At 61.7% G+C, this 21,279-nt stretch carries 17 protein-coding genes; 8 read left to right on the forward strand and 9 right to left on the reverse strand.

What is annotated here, in order from left to right:
* Window positions 1-5: 5 nt before the first annotated feature.
* The 8 genes from AC3ITM_RS02805 to AC3ITM_RS02840 all read left to right on the forward strand — a co-directional run bounded on the left by AC3ITM_RS02805 (window position 6) and on the right by AC3ITM_RS02840 (window position 11,446).
* Complete coding sequence (locus AC3ITM_RS02805) at window positions 6-1,403, forward strand: glycosyltransferase family 4 protein (RefSeq protein WP_489268264.1); 1,398 nt, start codon at window positions 6-8, stop codon at window positions 1,401-1,403.
* A complete protein-coding gene (locus AC3ITM_RS02810) occupies window positions 1,396-2,190 on the forward strand; it encodes an ABC transporter permease (protein WP_489268266.1) in 795 nt (264 codons plus the stop codon). The genes AC3ITM_RS02805 and AC3ITM_RS02810 overlap by 8 nt, the downstream gene beginning before the upstream one ends.
* A complete protein-coding gene (locus AC3ITM_RS02815) occupies window positions 2,187-3,428 on the forward strand; it encodes an ABC transporter ATP-binding protein (protein ID WP_489268268.1) in 1,242 nt (413 codons plus the stop codon). The genes AC3ITM_RS02810 and AC3ITM_RS02815 overlap by 4 nt, the downstream gene beginning before the upstream one ends.
* 14 nt (window positions 3,429-3,442) lie before the next feature.
* Window positions 3,443-4,840, forward strand: coding sequence for an FkbM family methyltransferase (locus tag AC3ITM_RS02820; RefSeq protein ID WP_489268270.1), 1,398 nt, complete (start codon window positions 3,443-3,445; stop codon window positions 4,838-4,840).
* The gene (locus tag AC3ITM_RS02825; RefSeq protein ID WP_489268272.1) at window positions 4,840-7,353 is read left to right on the forward strand and encodes a glycosyltransferase family 4 protein; all 2,514 of its coding nucleotides are present in this window, start codon (window positions 4,840-4,842) and stop codon (window positions 7,351-7,353) included. Before AC3ITM_RS02820 ends, AC3ITM_RS02825 begins: the two co-directional genes overlap by 1 nt.
* A 100-nt stretch (window positions 7,354-7,453) precedes the next feature.
* Window positions 7,454-8,494, forward strand: coding sequence for a GDP-mannose 4,6-dehydratase (gene gmd, locus AC3ITM_RS02830; protein ID WP_489268274.1), 1,041 nt, complete (start codon window positions 7,454-7,456; stop codon window positions 8,492-8,494).
* Window positions 8,478-9,383 (forward strand): NAD-dependent epimerase/dehydratase family protein, encoded by a 906-nt coding sequence (locus AC3ITM_RS02835; RefSeq protein WP_489268276.1) that lies wholly within the window; start codon window positions 8,478-8,480, stop codon window positions 9,381-9,383. The genes gmd and AC3ITM_RS02835 overlap by 17 nt, the downstream gene beginning before the upstream one ends.
* Window positions 9,380-11,446 carry a hypothetical protein gene (locus tag AC3ITM_RS02840; RefSeq protein ID WP_489268278.1) on the forward strand — a complete coding sequence of 689 codons (2,067 nt, stop codon included), beginning with the start codon at window positions 9,380-9,382 and terminating at the stop codon, window positions 11,444-11,446. The genes AC3ITM_RS02835 and AC3ITM_RS02840 overlap by 4 nt, the downstream gene beginning before the upstream one ends.
* Before the next feature lie 291 nt (window positions 11,447-11,737).
* On the opposite strand, the gene AC3ITM_RS02845 is transcribed toward AC3ITM_RS02840, so the two are convergent.
* The 9 genes from AC3ITM_RS02845 to AC3ITM_RS02885 form a co-directional block, all read right to left on the reverse strand.
* On the reverse strand, window positions 11,738-13,141 hold the full coding sequence (locus AC3ITM_RS02845; protein ID WP_489268280.1) for a mannose-1-phosphate guanylyltransferase/mannose-6-phosphate isomerase: 1,404 nt from the start codon (window positions 13,139-13,141) through the stop codon (window positions 11,738-11,740).
* A gap of 14 nt (window positions 13,142-13,155) precedes the next feature.
* A complete protein-coding gene (locus AC3ITM_RS02850) occupies window positions 13,156-14,517 on the reverse strand; it encodes a phosphohexomutase domain-containing protein (protein WP_489268282.1) in 1,362 nt (453 codons plus the stop codon).
* A 134-nt stretch (window positions 14,518-14,651) separates the two neighbouring features.
* A complete protein-coding gene (rffA, locus tag AC3ITM_RS02855; RefSeq protein WP_489268284.1) occupies window positions 14,652-15,788 on the reverse strand; it encodes a dTDP-4-amino-4,6-dideoxygalactose transaminase in 1,137 nt (378 codons plus the stop codon).
* 29 nt (window positions 15,789-15,817) lie between these two features.
* Window positions 15,818-16,441 (reverse strand): class I SAM-dependent methyltransferase, encoded by a 624-nt coding sequence (locus AC3ITM_RS02860; protein ID WP_489268286.1) that lies wholly within the window; start codon window positions 16,439-16,441, stop codon window positions 15,818-15,820.
* Between the two features lie 2 nt (window positions 16,442-16,443).
* On the reverse strand, window positions 16,444-16,809 hold the full coding sequence (locus AC3ITM_RS02865) for an EamA family transporter (RefSeq protein ID WP_489268288.1): 366 nt from the start codon (window positions 16,807-16,809) through the stop codon (window positions 16,444-16,446).
* 6 nt (window positions 16,810-16,815) lie between these two features.
* Window positions 16,816-18,039, reverse strand: a complete 1,224-nt coding sequence (locus AC3ITM_RS02870) for an acyl-CoA reductase (protein ID WP_489268290.1) — start codon at window positions 18,037-18,039, stop codon at window positions 16,816-16,818.
* On the reverse strand, window positions 18,036-19,142 hold the full coding sequence (locus AC3ITM_RS02875) for a LuxE/PaaK family acyltransferase (protein ID WP_489268292.1): 1,107 nt from the start codon (window positions 19,140-19,142) through the stop codon (window positions 18,036-18,038). The genes AC3ITM_RS02870 and AC3ITM_RS02875 overlap by 4 nt, the downstream gene beginning before the upstream one ends.
* The gene (locus AC3ITM_RS02880; RefSeq protein ID WP_489268293.1) at window positions 19,139-20,536 is read right to left on the reverse strand and encodes an AMP-binding protein; all 1,398 of its coding nucleotides are present in this window, start codon (window positions 20,534-20,536) and stop codon (window positions 19,139-19,141) included. The genes AC3ITM_RS02875 and AC3ITM_RS02880 overlap by 4 nt, the downstream gene beginning before the upstream one ends.
* Complete coding sequence (locus AC3ITM_RS02885) at window positions 20,536-21,279, reverse strand: SDR family NAD(P)-dependent oxidoreductase (protein WP_489268295.1); 744 nt, start codon at window positions 21,277-21,279, stop codon at window positions 20,536-20,538. The genes AC3ITM_RS02880 and AC3ITM_RS02885 overlap by 1 nt, the downstream gene beginning before the upstream one ends.

Consider the following 21,279-nt stretch of genomic DNA (forward strand, 5'->3'; position numbering starts at 1 on the left):
CCGCCATGAAGCCCTCCGACCCCAGCCATCCGACGTTACCGGTGCGCATGCTGGCATGGCTGCGTGACCAGTCGTGGTTGCGCAGTGCCTACCGTGCGCTGCCCGGCCCGCTGCGCGAACGCATGCTGCGTCGGCTGACCCGTCGGCTGCAGGCACGGACCCGCTTCGAGCGCACGGCCGCCTGGCTGGCATGGCAGCCAGGTGAACAGGCCCTGCCTGCGCGCGCGGCTGCCCCTCTGGCAGGCGTTGCAGGCGTCAACATCATCGGTTACATCCACGGCCAGTTCGGTCTTGCCGAAGCCGCGCGCAGCTATGCACGCGCACTGATCGACAACGGCGTGCCGGTCGCGCTGCGCGATGTCGACCTGGGTCTGCCCAATGCACGTGACGAGCATGCGCTGGATGCGTATCTGGACGACAGCATGCCTCATGCGGTCAGCATCGTCTTCGTCAATCCGGATTACCTTGAACAGGCGTTGGCCAAAGTCGCGCTTTCCAGGAGGCAGGGACATCACCTGATCGCCTGCTGGTTCTGGGAACTGGAGCGCATCCCCGACAGTTGGGTGCCGGCACTGGAGCTGGTGGATGAAGTACTCGTCGCCACAGATTTCGTCCAGCGGGCTGTTTCGCAGGTTACCCGCAAGCCCGTGACGCGAATCCCGATGCCGCTGGGCGTGCTGCAGGACAGTGGATTGCAGCGCCCGGATTTCGGCTTGCCGGATGAAGCGTTCGTCTTTCTGACGTCCTTTGATTTCAGTTCGCGGATGGAACGCAAGAATCCGGAAGCCGTGATCCGTGCCTTCCGCGAAGCATTTCCACCGGAGCGTGGTGATGTGCGACTGCTGGTCAAAAGCAGCAACGGCCACCGCTTTCCGCATCTGCTCAAGCATCTTCTGGCTGCCGCCAGCGGCGACGAGCGCATCATCATCCGTGACGAGGTGATCGCGCGCGAGCATCTCAATGCGCTGCAGCGCTGCAGCGATGCCTACGTGTCACTGCACCGTGCCGAAGGCTTCGGGCTTGGGCTGGCAGAATGCATGGCCATGGGCAAGCCGGTGATTGCCACGGGGTGGTCGGGCAACATGGAATTCATGGATGCCGAGTCGGCTGCGTTGGTTGATTTCACCCTTGTGCCGCTGCGTAACGGTGAATATCCCGCCGGCAAGGGTCAGCGCTGGGCTGAGCCGCATGTTCCCGCAGCTGCGGCGTGGATGCGCCGTTTGGCCGACAACCCCGGCTTTGCCGCTGCGCTGGGCCAGGCAGGGCGCAAGCGAGCCGAGGCAACTCTATCCCCGCTGGTCGCCGCCGGCAGCATCGTTGAACGTGTCCGCCAGCTCCAGACCCACGCACCACAGACGCAGGATGTCATGCAGATAATGAAGTACGAGGCAGACAATGAGTGACATGATCCGCTCCATATGGGCCTACCGGTATTTCATCCTTTCGTCGATCAGGAATGAACTGAGGGTCCGCTTCATCCGCAGCAAGCTCGGTGCGCTGTGGATGATCATCCACCCACTGATGCAGGTCGTCATCTTCGCCACCATCCTGTCCGAGGTGCTGTCGGCGAAGCTGCCTGGCATTGACAACAAATATGCCTACGCTCTCTACCTGATGGCGGGCACGCTGTGCTGGAGCATGTTCTCTGAAACGGTCAGCAAGTGCGTATCGTTGTTCGTGGACAGTGGCAACCTGATGAAGAAGATGGCGTTCCCGCGCATCTGCCTGCCCTTCATCGCCGGCGGCACGATGCTGGTCAACAACCTGCTGCTGCTCGTTGCAATCTTCGCGGTGTTTGCCGTACTCGGCCATTACCCCGGTGTGCAGGCATTGTGGTTGCCGGTCTTGGTCCTGATCACGCTTTTCTTTGCGATGTCGATCGGGTTGCTGTTGGGGGTGCTGAACGTGTTCATGCGTGACATCGGCCAGGTGGTGCCCGTTGTGTTGCAGGCGCTGTTCTGGCTGACGCCGATCGTCTACAACATCCGAATCCTGCCTGAGCAGGTGCAGAGCCTGTTCAAATTGAACCCGTTGTATCCGCTGGTGAGCAGCTACCAGAACGTCCTGCTGTACGACAAGCCGCCGGTCTGGGCTGACCTGGCTTGGCTGCTTGGCGCTGCATGCGTACTGGCGCTGGCGTCGCTGATCGTTTTCCGTCGTGCCAGTCCCGAGATGGTGGATGCGCTATGAGTGGTGAGCTGCAGGTGGAAGGGGTCGGCAAGGCCTATCGGGTATGGGGCAGCGAGTGGCTGCGTGCAGCGAGCTGGTTCGGTCTGCCAACCCGCCCGCGCGAGGAGCATTGGGTACTCAGAAATGTGTCGTTCTCGATCGCGCCAGGCGAAGCGGTGGGCGTGATCGGGCAGAATGGTGCTGGTAAAAGCACGCTGCTCAAGCTGATCACCGGTACCGCGCAGCCGACGGAGGGGACGGTCACGCGTACCGGGCGGGTCGCCGCCATCCTTGAACTGGGCATGGGCTTCAACCAGGACCTGACCGGCCGACAGAATGCGTTCCATTCTGCCGGGCTGATGGGATACAGCCAGGAGCAGATCACGGAGGCCATGCCAGGAATCGAAGCCTTTGCGGAGATCGGCGAGTACTTCGACGAGCCCGTGCGGACCTACTCCAGTGGCATGCAAGTCCGCGTCGCTTTCGCGGTCGCGACCGCGTTCACTCCGGACCTGCTGATTGTCGACGAGGCCCTCGCCGTCGGCGACAGCTACTTCCAGCACAAGAGTTTCGAGCGCATGCGGCGGTTCCGTGCCGAAGGTACCTCGATCATGCTGGTGTCGCACAGTCCCAGCGATGTCAAGGCGCTGTGTGACCGTGTGATCCTGCTGGACAAAGGGCAGGTGCTGAAGGATGGCGCCCCGGACGAGGTGATCGATTTCTACAACGCGCTGATCGCCCGGAAGGAAAATGAGAAGCTCAGCATTGAACAGCAACGCGATGGGTCGGGTTGGGTGACCACGCGCAGCGGCAGCGGCCAGGCCGTGGTCAGTAGTCTCAAGCTGATCGATGCCGCTACCGGCAGCGAGGTCGCATTGGCAATGGTCGGACAGCAACTGCGGTTGGTACTCGAGGCGGAGGTGCGTGTTGCGCTGCCGAGTCTGGTGCTGGGTTTCATGATCCGCGATAAGCAGGGGCATGTGGTCTGGGGCAGCAATACCTGGCATACCGAACAGGTCCAGAGCGACGTGCGCGCGGGTGAGCGTCTGCGCTATACGTTGGATTTCACCTGCAGGATGGGGCCGGGTTCCTACTCGGTATCGCCAGCACTGGTCAGCAGCGATACGCACATGATCGACAACTTCGAGTGGGTCGATAATTTGCTGGTCTTCGAAGTGATGAACGCAGACCACGCCATGTTTATCGGCAGCAATTGGCTGGACGCCGAGTTCGCTGTCGAACGTACTACTGTCATTTGAACTCCCGGGTAATCATGTCCAAGCTCATTTCCTACGCCCAGAATTTTGAAGACGTCATTCTGTGGCGCGTACTGGGTCACATTGAAGGTGGCCGTTACATCGACGTGGGTGCACAGAGTCCGGACATCGATTCGGTGAGTCGCGTGTTCCACGAACGTGGTTGGCGCGGTATCCACGTCGAGCCGACCCAGCATTACTCGGACTTGTTGCGCACCAGGCGCCCGGATGAACAGGTGCTGCAGGTTGCCGTGAGCGACGTTTCCGGCGAATTCCGTTTCTTCGATGTCGCCAACACTGGCCTGAGTACGCTGGATGAGCAGATTGCCCAGGAACATCGTGACGCAGGCTTCCAGGTCAGTGAAGTGCGCGTCCCTGCAGTGACGCTGGATGATGTGCTCGAACTGGCCGGCCCTGGCGAGATCCACTGGCTCAAGATTGATGTCGAGGGCGCCGAGCGCGAGGTTGTCCAGGGCTGGAAGGGTGCCCACCGCCCCTGGGTTCTGGTAATCGAAGCGACGCGACCGCAGAGTCCGGAATTGAGCCACCACGAATGGGATCCCATGGTCGTGGGCAAGGGATATACTTTTGCTTACTTCGACGGGCTGAACCGCTTCTACGTGAGCGACGCACACGCCGAACTGGCAGCCGCGTTGACGTGCGGCCCGAACGTGTTCGACGACTTCGTGCTCGCGCCGCAATCGTCTTTCTGTGCGGCAGCCAATGCGCTCGCTGCGGAAGCGGCGGAGCAGCAGCACGCACAGTTGATGGCTGCAGTGCAGAACAGCGGAGCGCTGGAAGCGCAGCTGACGGCGGCAGTGCAGAAGAGCGACGGGCTGGAGGCGCAGCTGCAGGCCCAGAAGGCTGCGGCGGCAGTTCTCCAGCAGGAGCGCGACATTCTTCTCGACGCTGCAAGAGGGTTCAGGGAGGACTACCAGTGGGCGCTGGCGCAGAGCAATGGCGCTGTCACCGAGATTGCCCAGCGAGACTCTGAGGTTGCCCGGCGTGATGTGGAGATCGCGCGGCAGAATGCGGTCCTGCATGCCGTGTTCAACAGTCGTTCGTGGCGCTTCACCCGCCCGCTGCGCGGGGTGAAGTATTTGATCACGCAGCCGATGATGGTCCTGCGCCGCGTGGTTCTGGCCGCGATGCGCCGTGTTGTCCGGCGTCCCGCGCTGGCCCGTCCGCTGAACACGTTGCTGAAGCGGGTGCCGGCCCTGCACGGCAAGCTGGTGTCGGTGGCAGTCAACAACCAGATCATCGCCCAGGTGCCGATGGCCCTGCAGGAAGGCGTGATAGGTGGCGTCGGGTCATTCGCTGGTCTTTCCGAAGCGCAAGCCATGGAGAGCCTCTCACTGCGCGGACGGGCGATTTATATGGAAATCACCGCTGGTGATCGCGAGGAGAGCAGGTAATGCGGATTCTTCTGGACTTGCAGGGCGCCCAAGGTGAAAGCCGCCTTCGTGGCATTGGTCGCTACTCGTTGTCGTTGGCGCTGTCTGCGGCACGTAATGCGCGCGCCCACGAGCTGCACCTGCTTGTCAACGGGGCATTCCCCGACAGCATCGATCAGATCCGGGAGGCCTTCACCGGCCTGCTGCCGATGGCCAATATCCATGTGCTGCACGTCCCGCTGCCTGTTGCCCAGCGTGAGGCGGAACACGACCTGCGCCGCGCCCAGGCTGAGATCGTGCGTGAGGCAGCAATCGCTACGCTGCAGCCTGATGTCGTGCACGTATCCAGCTTGTTTGAAGGCTTTGCAGACAACGCGGTGGGAACGGTCAACCAGCACTGCCGGGTGCCGACGATCGTCACGCTGTACGACATGATTCCGTTGATGAATCCGACGCTGTACCTGGATCCCGATCCGCGCTACAGAAAGTTCTACGACGGGAAGGTGGCACAGCTGAAGCGGGCCGACGCGCTCGTTGCGATCTCAGAAAGCTCGGCGCAAGAAGCCCATGAGGTGGCGGGGTTCCCGGCAGAGCGCATCTTCAACATTTCAGCAGCCTGTGATGCCGTGTTCCGTCCCTTGGGTGTCGCCGACCCTCAGCGCAGCCTGACCCGCATAGCGATGGGTGTAATCGGTCGCTTCGTGCTTTACACCGGCGGCGCGGATCAGCGCAAGAATCTGCCGCGCCTGGTGGAAGCCTATGCGGGCCTGGACGCGCAACTGCGCGCGGGCCTGCAACTGGTATTTGCCGGGCACATGCCCGGGCCGCACGTGGCTGAGCTTCAGCGGCAGGCTGCGGCGCTGGGTCTGGCTGAGCGGGACCTGGTCTTTACTGGTTATGTTTCCGACGAACAGCTGGTCGCGCTGTACAACGAATGCAGTCTTTTCGTATTCCCGTCCTGGCACGAAGGCTTCGGCCTGCCGGTGCTGGAGGCCATGGCCTGTGGGGCCCCGGTGGTCGCGTCGGATGCTTCCAGCATCCGCGAGATCGCAACCGAAACCACGGCGCTGTTCGATCCCATGGACATCGCTTCGCTCCGTGAGCGTATGGCCCACTTCCTCTTCAATCCAGAAGAAAACCAGCGCCTGCGTGCCTATTCGCTGGAGAGGGCACAAGCGTTTTCCTGGGACAAAGTTGCTTCTGTCTTCATCGATGCCTGCGAGAACGTGGTTGCGTTGGGGCTGGAAAGCAGCTCGCCGGAAACAGCGATCAGAGAGGCCGCAGCGAAGCTGGGCGCGCTCGACGGCGCGCAGCCCCATGATCTGCTGGCCGCCGCCGATGCCCTTGATCGCAGCTGTGCGGCTGAGCCGCAATTGCTGGTGGACGTGACCGAACTGGCCGAAAAGGACCTGCGCACGGGCATCCAGCGGGTCACCCGCGCGGTGGTGGCCGAATGGGCAAAGGTGGCGCCGGCGGGCTATCGACTGCAGCTGGTGCGTCTGGACCGCAGCACTGGCCAGCATGTCTGCGCAAATATGTATGCGGCGACCCTGCTGGGTTTGCCGCAGCAGGCGGATGTGCCGGTGGTCTGCCATGCCGGTGACGTCTTCCTGGGCCTTGATCTCGTCGGCTCTGCGGTAAAGCTGGGCAGCGAGTGGTTCCGCTATCTGCGTCGAAGTGGCGTAAAAATCAGTTTCGTGGTGTACGACATTCTGCCGGTCCGTCATTCCGAGTGGTGGCCGGGCGGTGGCGGTCCCCATCACGAAGCCTGGCTGCGCGAAATCCTCGGTTGCGCAGACCAGCTTATCTGCATCTCCAAGGCCGTGGCCGACGACGTCTGCGCTTGGATGGACGAGCAGCAAGTACAGAGCCGTGCCTCGATCGATTGGTTCCACCTCGGTGCCGATCTTGATGGCAGTGTTCCTTCCCGGGGGCTCCCCGAGGATGCGGGGCGGGTGCTTTCGCGCGTCACCGCTGTGCCCAGTTTCCTGATGGTGGGGACAATTGAACCCCGCAAGGGGCACGAGGTGGTGCTCTCTGCATTCGAGAAGCTATGGGCGGAGGGTCAGGACATCAATCTTGTCATCGTCGGCCGCAAGGGCTGGCTGGTCGATGCCTTGTGCAGCCGGTTGGCAGGCCATGAGCGGCTCGGTCGTCAGTTGTTCTGGTTCGAGAGCGCCAGCGACGAATATCTGGACGCCATCTACGCGAACTCCAGCTGCTTGATGGCTGCGTCAGAAGGCGAGGGGTTCGGTTTGCCGCTGATCGAGGCAGCGCAGCGTGGGTTGCCGATCATCGCTCGCGATATCCCCGTATTCAGGGAGGTGGCCGGGGAACATGCGCATTACTTCGCTGGACACGGCAATGCGCCGATCGCGCAGGCGATCCGTGATTGGCTCCTGCTTCAAGCGCAGGGGTCCCATCCGCGTTCAGATACCTTGCCGTGGCTCACCTGGGCGCAGAGCGCTTCACAACTACAGCAGGTGTTGCTGCAGGAACAGGCCCGGCATGGACGGCCCCGTCAGTGTTCCTGAGATATGATTCGCAGTTGCATGGACCCGCATGGTCCCCCGGCCTGTCAGTTCCCGCGATCTGGCGGGATCGGCCATACCAGACTTTTGAAGAGAGATCGGAATGAGCAAAAAGAAGGCGATTATTACCGGCATCACCGGCCAGGACGGTGCTTACCTGACCGAGCTTCTGCTTGAGAAGGGATACGAGGTGTACGGCACCTATCGCCGCACTAGCTCAGTGAATTTCTGGCGCTTGGACGAAGTCGGAGTCACCAACCATCCGAATCTTCACCTTATCGAGTACGATCTGACCGATATGGGCACATCGCTGGCAATGGTGCAGAAGATCCAGCCGGATGAGATCTACAACCTGGCTGCACAGAGCTTTGTTGGTGTCAGCTTCGAACAGCCGGCCACCACCGCGCAGATCACTGGCGTCGGTGCATTGAACTTGCTGGAAGCAATCCGTCTTTTAAATCCGAAGATTCGCTTCTACCAGGCGTCGACCTCGGAGATGTTCGGCAAGGTGCAGGCCGTGCCGCAGATCGAGGACACCCCGTTCTACCCGCGCAGCCCCTACGGCGTAGCCAAGCTCTACGCTCACTGGATGACGGTGAACTACAGAGAGAGCTACGGCATCTTCGGTTCTAGTGGCATCCTGTTCAACCACGAAAGTCCGTTGCGTGGCCGCGAGTTCGTGACCCGTAAGATCACCGACTCGGTTGCCAAGATCAAACTGGGCCAACTGGAATGCCTGGAGCTGGGTAACCTCGATGCAAAGCGCGATTGGGGCTTCGCCAAGGAGTACGTGGAAGGCATGTGGCGTATGCTGCAGGCTGATCAGCCGGATACCTTCGTGCTGGCCACCAATCGTACCGAAACCGTGCGTGATTTCGTCAGCATGGCTTTCAAAGGCGCTGGGATCGATGTTGAATTCAAAGGCAAGGACGTCGACGAAGTTGCGATCGACAGTGCCAGCGGCAAGACGGTGATGCGTATCAATGCCAAGTTCCATCGCCCCGCCGAGGTCGATCTGTTGATCGGTAATTCGGAAAAGGCCGAGCGCATTCTCGGCTGGAAGCCGAAGACCACGTTGGAACAGCTGTGCCAGATGATGGTCGAAGCCGATCTTAAGAGGAACGCGCGTGGTTTCTCGTTCTGATATTGTTGGGAAGCGGGTGCTGGTCACGGGAGCATCTGGTTTTACCGGGCGCTATGTGAGCCAGCAGCTGACCGATGCGGGATGCCAGGTCTTGACTCTTGGCTCCCGTACGCCATCGGGCGTAGAGACCTCAGTCGATCTGCTTGACCGCAAGTTGCTGCGCGAGACGCTGCAGCGCCTTCAGCCCGAGCTGGTGGTTCATCTGGCAGCGATCTCGTTCGTCGCCCATGGTGATGTGGATGAAATCTACCGAGTCAATGTTGTTGGTACCCGCAACCTGTTGGAGGGGCTGGCGGATCTTCCCGCAGTACCCTCTCATGTCTTGCTGGCCAGCAGCGCCAACGTGTACGGCAACGTCGGAGGTGTCCTGAGCGAGGATTCGCCGCTTTCGCCACAGAATGACTATGCAGTCAGCAAGATGGCGATGGAGGCAATGGCATCACTTTGGAAGTCACGCTTGCCGCTGACCATCGTGCGGCCGTTTAACTACACCGGTGTTGGTCAGTCTGAGCGCTTCTTGATTCCCAAGATCGTTTCCCACTTTCGTCGCCGAGCGTCTGTGATCGAACTGGGAAACACGGACGTGTCACGTGATTTCTACGACGTGCGATCTGTCGCGTCCATCTATGCAGGGTTGCTATCCATGCCTGCGTCGGGTGAAGTATACAACGTGTGCTCGGGTACCGAATGGTCACTGAACCAGGTGTTAGATGCGCTGCGGGGGTTGTCGGGCCACGACATTGAAGTCCGGATAAACCCGGATTTTGTCCGCGATAATGAAGTGAAAACGTTACGTGGTTCAAACGCAAAGCTGGAATTTGTGTTGGGCGGAGCGCCAGAATTCGATTTCTCTTCCACCCTGAGCTGGATGTACGGGGCGCCCGCGTGAGTAAGATTCCTTTCGATCCGCTGTTGCCCTCACATGCGGGCAGGCGGATGATCACATCGCTTTCCTTGATTTTCTCCAAGGACGTTGCGCGGATATCGCTGGCTAGCCTGTTGCTGATGGTGAACATCGGCGCCTTGGCGGTGTTCCTCTTTACGTCCTATAAGGGGTATTTTCACTCCGATTCTTCTGTGCGGGTTCTGCTCGCCCAGGAAATGCACAGCACCGGCAGCTTCTTTCCGCCAGGATGGAACTACGTCAACAAGGATTTGATGCTGCTCTTTCCCCATCTCATCGTGTGGGGATTGTTGTTCTTTTTCCAGAGCAGCTACATGCTCTTTGCGATGGCTGGCGTTCTCACCGTTCTGTTTGTTCTAGGTTGCGTCTGGTGGTTTACCGGGCTGCTTGGTGGCACTAGGTGGCAACGCGTGCTGACAGTGGCGATTCTGGCTGGCGGCGTTTCAGTCCACTTTGCTGAAGACATGTTCGGGCAGGCTGCGTACGGCGTTCTGTTGAGCCTGACCTGCCTACTCATGGTACTGGCATGGAAGTCGATCACATCCGTCGATCGTCGGCGGCCTGTCTACTGGTTCCTGTTGTTTGTGCTGGTGGTGCTCGTAACCTGGAGTAATCCTCAACGCTCTGCGCCGACGTACCTGCTGCCCCTGTACATTGGTTTGGCCGCCTATCTGTGGGGCGAGGGCTGGAATTCGCGAGTACGCGTCATGTGGCCAGTAGTCGCCATAACGCTTTCTGGCTTTGTCGTGGGCGTAGCATTGAGTCTCTGGACGTTGGCTCATGTGAACAATATTCCTGGCGCGGGTTCGGCGCGCTGGCTTGATTTCAACGGTATGGTGCAGAACGCTGTCCATACGCTCCATGGTTTGATGGGACTGTTGGGCGGGATTCCTGAGGTCAACAGCGACGTCGTGTCGCGCAGGGGCATCTATGCGGCACTGCGACTTGTTGGGGCGCTCATCGTTATCGTATTGATCGGGCGGAAGGTGATACATCTCTGCCGCGACTCCTCGCCGCAGGCCCGCTTTGTTGGAGGGTTGGTTGGAGGGCTGGCGCTGTGTTTCCTGTTCCTGCAGGTCACCACTACAGTACCAGTCATGAACGACCCGTTGGTTTCCGCCCGCTATCTGACACCCTCATTGGCCTTTGGCCTAATGGTCCTGTTCGCCTCGCCCATCAGACAGGCCTCGTGGCTACAGACGGTTCTGATCGTCGGGCTCGCAATTCTGCTGGCGTCCAATAGTATTGTCAGGACTAATACGGGCTCACTGATCAATCCGGGCTGGAAGAATCCACAGCGCGATGCACTGGTTGAGGAGCTCAGATCCATGGGGCTTCATTATGGCTATGCAAGCTATTGGAACGCAGGCGCACTCACCGTGCTCAGCGAAGACCAAGTCAAGGTTCGTCAGATCCTGATTATCAACGGGCTGCCAACGCCGATGCGTCACCTGTCCTCCGAACAATGGTATGAACCTGAGGCGTGGCAGGGCTCCAGCTTTCTGTTGTTGACTGATGCCGAGGTCGCGGCGATCAACTGGGGTGCGTTAGTCCGTTATGTGGGGCAGCCCATACGGGAAACACGAATTGGCGACAAGCAAGTGTTCGTGTTCAAACGGAACCTGTCGCTTGATCTTCCCGGGTGGAGTATTCATTTGCGCAAACCACTGAGGTTGGATGCCGCACCCGATGGACAGAAGACGGTCGGTCGCTGGGTGGATGCAAAGCAGGCGCTGAGATCGGCGCAGGGCGAGGCTGGCTATCTTCACTTCGGTCCCTACATGATGCTGGCTGAAGGGCGCTACAGAGTCGTCTTCGATGTGTCGGCCAAGGCCGACGATGCACAGGCAGCTTTGGCTGCCGTTGATGTCGTATCTGGGGAAGGGACGCAGGAGTTTGCGCGGGCGGAAATTCATGCCGACGGAACGGATAGAAAGGTGCTGGAATTTAGCTTGGACAAGTCAGTATCCAATCTCGAGATGCGCGTTCTTTCCAACGGAGGCGGTGAGGTCACCTACCGCGGCCTGACACTTTCTCCGGTGCCCTGAACGAAAGGCGCCAGCCCCACTATGGCTAGGCTGGTGCCGACGTTCCCGGAGCCGTTGGTAAACTGTATGAAACCGCTTCGCCGGCGTTCACCAACGCGCGCGCCGATCCTGAGCCACCGCCGCATCAGACCGCGTTCTCAAGCGCCTGGTGTGTGTAGCGGGCGTGGATCATGTCGTGGTGCACTGTGACCTGCAGACATTTTTCGGCGCAAATGCTAGTGCCGAAGTGGGGTTGATTAGGCATCAAAAAACCCCGCCAGAGGGCGGGGTTGGAAGGGGAGGTCACGCCTATCAAGCGCGCCCGTAACTGTCCTCGAACCGCACGATATCGTCTTCGCCCAGATAGCTGCCCGACTGCACTTCAATCAGCTCCAGCGGCAGCTTGCCCGGGTTCTTCAGGCGATGGGTCACGCCCAGCGGGATGTAGGTGCTCTGGTTCTCGGTGAGCAGGATCACTTCCTCGCCGCGGGTCACCTCGGCGGTGCCGCTGACCACGATCCAGTGCTCGGCGCGGTGGTGGTGCATCTGCAGGCTCAGGGTGGCGCCGGGCTTGACGGTGATGCGCTTGACCTGGAAACGGCTGCCATTGTCAATCGAATCGTAGGCACCCCACGGGCGGTACACCTTGCGATGCGCGGCCGCTTCGCTGCGGCCATCGCGCTTGATCTGCGCGACGATTTCCTTGACGTGCTGGACCCGGTCCTTGTGGCCGACGAACACCGCATCGTCGGTCTCCACCACCACCACATCGTCCAGCCCGACCATGGTGATCAGGCGGCTGCCGTAGGCGTAGCTGTTGCGGCAATCCACTGCGATCACATCGCCGTGCCAGGCATTGCCATTGCTGTCCTTGTCCGATACTTCCCACAGCGCCGACCACGAACCGACATCGTTCCAGCCCGCATCGAGCGGCACGACCGCGGCATCGGCGGTCTTTTCCATCACCGCGTAGTCGATCGAATCATTCGGGCTGGCGGCGAAGGCGTCGGCATCCAGGCGGATGAAATCGCTGTCGCGCGAGGCCTTTTCCAGGGCGGCGCGGCTGGCGGCAAGGATCGCCGGCTGCAGGCGTTCCAGTTCGGCCAGGTAGCGCGAGGCCTTGAACAGGAACATGCCGCTGTTCCAGAAGTATTCGCCGGAGCTTACATACCGCTTGGCCGTGTCCAGGTCCGGCTTTTCGACGAAACGTTCGACCGGCCGCACGCCATCGCCCTTGGCTGCCTTGATGTAGCCATAGCCGGTTTCCGGCGCGGTCGGCACGATTCCGAAGGTCACCAGCTTGCCGGTGTCGGCGGCGGCGGCGGCCTGTGCGACGGCGTCGTGGAAGGCCTTCTCATCGCGCACCACGTGGTCCGACGGCAACACCAGCAACAGGGCGTCGTTGCCGCCGGCCAGGGCCTGCAGCGCGGCAATGGCAATGGCCGGTGCGGTATTGCGGCCGATCTGCTCCAGGATCAGGGCCTGCGGGGTGACATTGCACTCGCGCAGCTGCTCGGCCGCCATGAAGCGGTGCTCCTGGTTGGCCACCACGATCGGCGCGGCGCCGGCAATCTGCGCCACGCGCTTCCAGGTGGCCTGCAGCATGGTGTCCTCGCCGACCAGCGGCAGGAACTGCTTCGGATACGCCTCGCGCGACACGGGCCACAAGCGGGTGCCGGAACCACCGGAAAGGATGACGGGAACGATGGGCAACATGGACGGGTCCTGGATCAGTGTTGGGCCGGGCTGCCGCCGATCAGGGCGGTCAGCTCTTCGGTATGGGCGCGCAGCAGGGCCGCGTCGCCACGGGTCTCCACGTTCAAGCGGAGCAGGGGTTCGGTATTGGAGCTGCGCAGGTTGAAGCGCCAGTCCTTGAACTCGGCGCTGACCCCGTCGGTGTAATCCAGGATCGGCTCCTGCGCGGCGTAGTGGGTCATCACGCGGGCCACGGTGGCCTTGGCGTCCTCCACGCGGAAGTTGATCTCGCCGCTGCACGGGAAGGCCTGCATGCGGTCGGCGACCAGGTCGCCCAACGACGTGCCGGTCTGCGAGACCAGTTCGGCGATCAGCAGCCACGGGATCATCCCCGAATCGCAGTAGGCGAAGTCGCGGAAATAATGGTGCGCGCTCATCTCGCCGCCGTAGATCGCATCTTCGGCGCGCATGCGCTCCTTGATGAAGGCATGGCCGGTCTTGCTCATCACCGGCACGCCACCGGCCTGTTCGACCATCTCCACGGTGTTCCAGGTCAGGCGCGGGTCGTGGATGATCTTGCCGCCGGGATGGCGCTTGAGCAGGGCCGTGGCCAGCAGGCCCACCAGGTAGTAGCCCTCGATGAAATCGCCCTGCGCATCGAAGAAGAAGCAGCGGTCGAAATCACCGTCCCAGGCGATGCCGAAGTCGGCGCCGTGTTCGCGTACCGCGTTTGCGGTGGCGGCGCGGTTTTCCGGCAGCAGCGGGTTGGGGATGCCGTTGGGGAAGTTGCCATCGGGCTCATGCTGGATGCGGATGAACTCGAACGGCAGGTGCGGGGCAAGCTGGTCGATGACCAGGCCGGCGCCGCCGTTGCCGGCATTGACCACGATCTTCAGCGGCTTGAGCGCGGTGCGGTCGACATAGCCGAGCAGGTGGTCGATGTAGGCGCTTTTATCGGTGTCCTGGCGCAGCTGGCCGGCACCGCCCGCGGGCAGCACGGTGTCGCTGGCGGCATAGTCGCGCACGTCGAACAGGCCGGTGTCGCCGCTGATCGGACGCGCGTGTTCGCGCACCAGCTTCATGCCGTTGTAGTCCATCGGGTTGTGGCTGGCGGTCACCATCACGCCGCCGGCCGCCTGGCGGTGGAAGGTCTGGAAATAGACCTCCTCGGTACCGCACAGGCCGATATCGATCACGTCACGGCCGGCATTGCGGAAGCCGGCGGCCACCGCCTGGTGAAGCCCGGGGCTGCTCAAGCGGATGTCGTATCCCAGCACGACCGGGCCGGGGCCCAGCAGGGTTGCGGTGCCGGCACCGATCCGTTCGGCCAGGGCCGGGTTCAGTTCGTCCGGTACCCGGCCACGGATGTCATAGGCTTTGAAGCAGGGGAGCGTCATCAATGAAGTCCTCGCTGGGAGTAGCCGCTGATTATAACGACAGCCCATGTAAGGGCGCGTCAGCCGGAAAACCGTGGTCTGGAACCGGCATTCAGCTTCTCCTTGGCAGCCAGGGCCGCCAAGGGCGGCCCTGCTCAGCCCAGCGCGGCCTGCAGCGCCGCGTCGGCCTGTTCCAGGATGGTGTCCATGTCGGGCTCCACGCCCACCCAAAGCGGCAGCCGCACCAGGCGGGCGCTGATGTCGTCAGTGACGGCCATGGTTGAACCGCAACGGCCATGTTCCAGACCTGCCGGCGAGGAATGCAGCGGGATATAGTGGAATACGGTCTGTACCCCGCGCTGCTTCATCTCGGCGATGAACCGCGTGCGCACTTCCAGCGAGGGCAGCAGCAGGTAATACATGTGCGCGTTATGGGTGCAGTGCGCCGGCACGGTCGGGCGCTGGACCAGGCCGTTGCGCTCGTGCGTTTCAGCCCAGGCATGGTAACGGTCCCAGATGGCCAAGCGCTGAGCGGTGATCTGTTCGGCCGCATCCATCTGCGCAGACAGGAACGCAGCGGTGATCTCTCCTGGGAGGAAAGAGGAGCCCACGTCGACCCAGGTGTACTTGTCCACCTGGCCGCGGAAAAAGCGGCTGCGGTTGGTGCCTTTCTCGCGGATGATCTCGGCACGCTCGGCGTGGGTGCTGTCACGGCAGAGCAATGCGCCGCCTTCGCCGGAAATGATGTTCTTGGTTTCGTGGAAGCTCAGGGCGCCCATCTCGCCGATGGTGCCCAGCGGGCGGCCCTTGTAGGTGGACATGATGCCCTGGGCCGCATCCTCGACCACGGCCAGGCCGTGTCGCGCGGCGATTGCCAGGATTTCATCCATCTCGCACGAAACGCCGGCGTAATGCACCACGCAGATGGCCTTGGTACGCGGGGTGATGGCTGCTTCAATCAGGGTTTCATCGATGTTCAGCGTGTCGGCGCGGACATCGACGAACACCGGCACCGCACCACGCAGGACGAAGGCGTTGGAGGTCGACACGAAGGTGTAGGACGGCATGATCACTTCATCGCCCGGCACCAGGTCCAGCAACAATGCGGCCATTTCCAATGCGGCGGTGCAGGAGTGCGTGAGCAGCGAAGTACTGGCTCCGGTACGTTCGTTCAGCCAAGTACTGCAGCGTTTGGTGAACGGGCCGTCACCGCTCAGATGGCCGTTGGCGTGCGCGTGGCCAATGTTTACCAGCTCCTGGCCGGTCATGTAGGGCTTGTTGAACGGGATCACTGTTGCTCCTGATCGTGGCTGGGCGACGCCTAACGCACGCATTCCATGATGTAGTGGGTGTAGGGAACATAGAGCATATCGCCTCGTACCCGACTGGTTACCTCGCGGAATTCGGCTTGCGCCAATGCGAGATAAGCCTCCGGGGTGCGGATGCTCTTGCCGCGATCACGTGAAATCAGTGCACGGGCGATAGCCGACTGTCCATGGATATATGTGCCGTCGAGCGAAATGAAACGACCGCCAGGTTTCAACGCCGCGTGCGCAGTACGCATCAGCGCGCGTGCACGATCATCGTCAAGGTGGTGAAGGATGCCAATTGCCAGGACCAGGTCTGCGCCTTGCTCGTCGCCGCCTGCTACCTGGTAATCGGCCACGTCCATGCACTCGAAGCGCGCTTGGCGGTGGCGTTGGCGCGCTGCGGAAATGTAGTCCTCAGACAGGTCGAAGCCGACGTAGTGCAAACCATCGGGCAACTGGCTATACAACTCACCAGTACCGCAGCCAATGTCCAGGATGCGGTCGCCGGGGCGCGGCCGAATATGGTCGCGGATCAGCTTGGCACGCGAGCGTTTCGCACCGAGCACGTTCTGTAGAAGATCATAGATCTTTGGATGGGAAAGCACCGCATGCAAACCATCTGTCTTCTGCGACATATTCAAGCTCCCGATCGTGATAGAACAATGACCCCAAGGATGATCAGGGCAGTGCCGACGATTTTATGGGAGTCGAAGGACTCCCGGAAGAGCCACACCGTAAGCACCGCGACCAGCGGAAAGCTCAAGGCAGTGAACGGGTATGCCTTGCTCAGGGGCATTCTGCCGATGGCTGCCATCCAGCACAGGGATGCGCCGAATGCGGCGACGAAGGCGCTGATGACCCACGGGTTGAGCAGAAGGGCGAGAATGGCGCGCAGGTTGAGCCCGTCGATGGTGGCGCCCGGATTCAGCCCAACCTGCCACTTCAACGTGATCTGACCATAGACGGTCAGCAGGATGGTCAATGCGATAAAAACGTAACTCATCGGAATTCAGTTCGCAGGCAGGGTGATCTTGCGGGTGAGGACGTCGAGAAGATCGGTGCCGTCCCATACGGGGTGGAAATCAAGCGCACGTCCGAACGGCACCACGCGATCCACGGCGCGGTTGCCGAGTGTGGACAGGAAGGCGGTCAATGTGCCGGCATCAAAGCCATGTTGGACCAGGGTCTGGTCGCGGTCGTCCAGCTGAGCACCCAAAGCGGCCAGTGACGGAAGCTCGATCTCGATCACCAAGCCGTGCCCGGACTGAATCTCTCGGATCTGGCCATCGGCCCGAGCGGCTTCCAGGCGGAGCGGATACAAGCCGAGCGGATCGGGGCTGTGTACTTCATGGCCGAGCGCCGCCAATAGATTGGCATCGGTGACGCGGGCCATGAGGGCGGCCGGTTCATCCTCGACATTCTGCGCCTGGGCACGAATCGCCGGCCAGAAGCGCGACTTGGCTGCCAGTGCCTCGTTGGCGTCCCCGATCCAGTACAGACAGCGTGGCGAGGAACAGGCCTGCTGGCCGAACCAGAGCACGTCATTGCAAAAACGCCGTGCAAGTTCCTGCAGATCTACCTCACTGCAATCGGCAATGGCGCTGGCACGCACTACGGCGACCCCAAAGCGGTCGGGGAACGCCAGCTCAAGGGCGAGTGGGGCGATCGGAAGCGAACGAATCTTGGCGACAGTGGCATCGCCGCCCCAGATGATGCGGGCATGACAGTGACTGGAAATCAGGCTGGTGATCGAATCATCGTGCGGGTAAGTCAACAGCACTGCGCGTTCCAGTACCTGAGTGTGCAGGCCTTGCTGATGCATGTCGTGCAGGATCGATACCAGGGCATCGCGCTGGGCGCTCGGCTTCTGCGACAGCCGGGCCACATTGGTATTGCCCGACAGCACCGACATCAACCAGGCATAGGCAAACAGGACATCCACGTTGGCTGGCGCCAAGTGGAATACCAGTCCGCGCGCCAGATGCAGTTCCGAGGGCCGGCCGGCCAACCGCTGCGACAGCTGGTTGACGGCTGCACTGCGAAACCAATGGCCAAGTGTGGCCAGCTCGGGATGCTCACGCAATTGCGGCAAGGCAAAGATCCGCTTGGAGAACTCGGCGACGAAATCGCGCTGCGGGGCGTCGAATGGCAGCAGGGGCGGTAACGTCGCAAGCCTCGTCAGTTCGCTTTCCAGAGTGGCCCGGGGATGAATGGAAAACAGCAGGGTGGTCATACGTTGGGTACCGTCCGAGTATCGCTGCAACCACGGATTTCCACGTTCTTTATACGCCCCAAGACAGCGAAGTGCTTGCCGGGGCGTCCACAGGCGCAGTCATCCTCGCCGTGAATCACGCCGATGTCCTCGGTCAGCAGGCTGTGGCCGGGGTAGCTTTCAGGAAGCAGGCTGAGTACCTGGATTGCGCCAGCAGTGCCATTCGGCACCGGCCGCAAATCCTGCAGGTCGCGCACGATCACGTCGGCGTAGGCCGGTGCATGCAGATGGCCGTGCTCGCATTCGAAGAAAATGGAGCCGACCTGCTCGACCATGCCGTAGTAGTTGTGCACGCGTTCGATGCCGAAGGTGGCCGATAGCGCGGCCTTGTACGCAGCGTTGTCAACCTTCTGCTCCTCCATCTTCTTCCAGCCGCCACCATGGACAAGCATGCTGCCGGGGGGGAAGCGGATCTGCTTGCCGTCGCGCTGAGCGGCCTGCACGAATGACTGCCAGACGATGAAGGTGAACCCAAACAGCAGCACTGGTTCGTCCGGATGCGTCTGTAGCCATTGGTCCAGCGCAGACCAGTCCGGCTGCAACGCTTCGTCCAGCAGGTACAGGTGGTCGCGGCCGAAGTTGGAGAAGCCCAGGATGCCAGCCGCGCGCGCGTTGAAGCGGCTGCGGTCACGCAGGAAGCTGTCATCGTCAACCACCAGCATGCGCATACGCTTGGTGCCGGCAAAGTGCGAGAAGATCCGGGTCAACGCGCGGGCCTGAGCGCGAGCGGTATCGGCATCAAGAAAGATGCGCGACACCGCCGTACCGCTGGTGCCGCTGGAAACCAGCGTGCGGGATACCTGGACGTCTTCGATGCTCTTCAGGTCGAGCAGCTTGAACAGTCGCACCGGCAGCCACGGCACCGCTTCCAGGTTGTCAACGGGCCCGTGTGGCCACAGCCCTTGGTGAATGCGTGCGTATGCTGTGCAGTGCGCCTGATGATGAGCGGTCAGGCGGTTGAGACCATCCAGCAGCCAGCTGCGCTTGCTTACACGGTCCAGGCCGAAGACATCAGCGTCCAGTGCGGCAACGGCGGAGCCCGAAGGCAATGTGGGCAGGTTCACTTTGGAGTTCCTCGTTCGGTCTTCTGCCGCAGGCTCTGGTAGTCCACTTTGCCGCTTCCCATCAATGGCAGCTCCTCCAGGTGGAGGGCGCGGACATGGCCGGCAAACAGTTTGTAGCGCTCCTGAACCAGTTGGCGAAGCTGGGCCTGGTCGATGACCCTGTCGCCATGGCTGAAGGCCACGAGGTCGTCGTCGCTGCCCGAGCAGGCAATCTGTTGGCCGAACTCGGCCGAGAGCATTGCCTCGACCTCGTCCAGGTTGATCCGGTTGCCTGAGATCTTCAGGAAGCGCTTGGCACGGCCGGTGATGTAGAGGAAGCCATCGGCGTCGATTCGCACCAGGTCGCCGGTATGCAGGACACCCTGCATCTCGTCCCCCCTGCCAAGGTCTTCACGACCGATAGCGTAGCCCATCATCACATTCGGCCCGCTGTAGACCAGTTCACTGCTGTCGGGCTCAACCCGCACGCTGCCGCCGGGAATCGGTATGCCGATGCTGCCGATCTTGTCGAGCAAGCGCGCCGCAGGGACGTAGCTGATGCGCGGCGACGCCTCGGTCTGGCCATACATGACGAAAAATTCCAACGCATGCTGCTGACAGGATTCGGCGAAATATTGGACCAGCTCGTCGCGCAGACGGCCGCCGGCCTGAGTGAGCATACGCAGGCTTGGCAACTGCAGGCGTGCCAGCCCCATCCTGCGAAGAATCTCATAGGTGGCCGGTACACCGGACAGCGAGGTGATCGCATTGGCGCGTGCGCTGTCCCAGAATTCGCGGGTCATCAGGCTATCGTTGCTGAGTACGACCGAACCGCCACAAGCCAGATGGCTGTTGAGTATCGACATGCCGAACGAATACGCCAGCGGAAGCGTGGTGATCGCCCGATCCGACGGCTGCAGCGCAAGGTACTCGACGATGGCGTTTGCATTGGCATCCAGGCCGTTGGCCGACAGCCTGACCAGCTTGGATGAGCCGGTGCTGCCGGAGGTGCTGAGCAGCAGTGCCAGTTCCGGGTGTGGCGCGATGTCGGCGGCATCGCTATTGCGCACGTGCACCGCTAGTGCATGGCCGCGATGGACGGTGTGATAGCCGTCAGGGGCGTCGCCCGGACTGGCGACCCAGTCCGGGCAATAATGCTCTGCGAGTGCGGCGAGAACTTCAGGGGTGGTGTCAGGCAGCAGCAGTGGAACCTGGCGACGGCTGCGCAACGCACCGAGATAGAGCGCGACTGCCTCGACATGGGTGGGCATGTACAGCAGACCCATGCCGTGCCCGGACGGCAGCATGGCGGCTTGTTGATCGGCCAGCTGCGCCAGCGTATTGAAATCCCAGCTCTGTTGGCCGCCGATCAGTGCGACGCGCGTGCCGTGCTGTTCCAGGTCCCAGAAGGCCATTAGACCACCATCTGCCCGTCGATGCCGATCACCTGGCCGGTAATGTAGCCCGACTCATCGCCGAGCAGGAAGGAAACCAGAGCGGCGACCTCTTCTGGAGTGCCGGCGCGACCCATGGCGATCGAGGCCACGCGCTTTGCATGCGCGGCCTCGGGCATGCTACGGGTCATATCGGTGTCGATGAAGCCGGGGGAGACCGCGTTGACGCGGATTCCCCGCGCCGCCAGTTCCTTGGATGCCGAGCGGGTCGCACCGATCAGCGCGGCCTTGCTTGCGGCGTAGAGGCTCAGGCCGGCTGCACCGTTGACGCCCATGATGGACACCAGGTTGACGATGCTGCCTTTGTTGGCGCGTGCCATCAGCCGTGCTGCGTACTGCATCGTCATGAGTGGTGCCTTGACGTTCACCGCCAGCACTTGGTCGATATCCTCGGCGCGGATCATGCCGAGCAGGCCTTCATGCAGTACCCCGGCGTTGTTGACCAAACCGTCCAGCCGGCCGAACCGTGAGAATATCTGCTTGAACAACTCCGCAATGGCCTTGTCATCGGTCAGGTCCAGCGGTGCGCCCAATGGGGACGGAGCGCCACATGCCTCCACTTCGCTGGCCAGACTGGACAATACCTGTGCATCACGTGCGACCAGCACCAGCTGGGCCTGCTGTGCGGCCAGACGCAGGGCAATGGCTCGGCCGATCCCGCGCGAGGCGCCGGTGACCAGAACGACAGGCGCCGATCCGGACAT

This window comes from Stenotrophomonas sp. KH_029, from assembly GCF_057839765.1.